This is a genomic window from Bacillus sp. LR--39 (genome assembly GCF_053613335.1).
Map to the genome: position 1 here is coordinate 1 of NZ_JBSIOT010001259.1, position 587 is coordinate 587.

General features: G+C 47.0%; 1 protein-coding gene and 1 pseudogene. Both read right to left on the reverse strand.

The genetic code is table 11. The annotated features are described in order from the left end of the window. A pseudogene (locus ACWHAR_RS29810) lies at positions 1–174 on the reverse strand (acetyl-CoA carboxylase carboxyl transferase subunit alpha); the annotation flags it as partial. Continuing rightward, positions 159–587: acetyl-CoA carboxylase carboxyltransferase subunit beta (locus tag ACWHAR_RS29815; protein WP_452088782.1), on the reverse strand; the 429-nt coding region annotated here is incomplete at its 5' end. The gene ACWHAR_RS29815 and the pseudogene ACWHAR_RS29810, both read right to left, overlap by 16 nt.

Sequence of the window (587 nt, forward strand, 5' to 3'; positions counted from 1 at the left end):
GTCCCAGGCTTTCAGATTTGTATAAATGTCTTCTTCAAGCCTTTCAAGACGAGCTTCAAGCTTCGTAATTTCAGAGCTCAAATCCATATCGGAATCCTGTGTGAACTTTTTCAATTCGGAGATCTTTTCACGCAGTTCGACCACCGGTTTTTCAAATTCTAATTCTCCAGCCACTCGAGATCACCTCCAGTTTGGTGCATTTTCAAAATGCTGCCGAGCGTTTTTTTCATGTCAGCTCTGTGAACGACGGAATCAAGCTGGCCATGCTTTAACAGAAATTCCGCAGTCTGAAAATCCTCGGGCAGTTCTTCACGGATGGTTTGTTCGATAATTCTTCTTCCGGCAAAGCCGATCAGCGCGCCCGGTTCGGCAAGGTTGTAATCGCCGAGGGATGCGAAGCTTGCGGATACGCCGCCTGTTGTCGGATGCGTCATCACTGAAATGATCAAGCCCTGCTCTTCGCTGAACAGCTTCAAAGCGGAGCTTGTTTTAGCCATTTGCATCAAGCTGAGAAGGCCTTCCTGCATTCTTGCACCGCCTGATGCGGTAAAAATGATGAAAGGTACTTTTTCTTCTCTTGCCTTTTC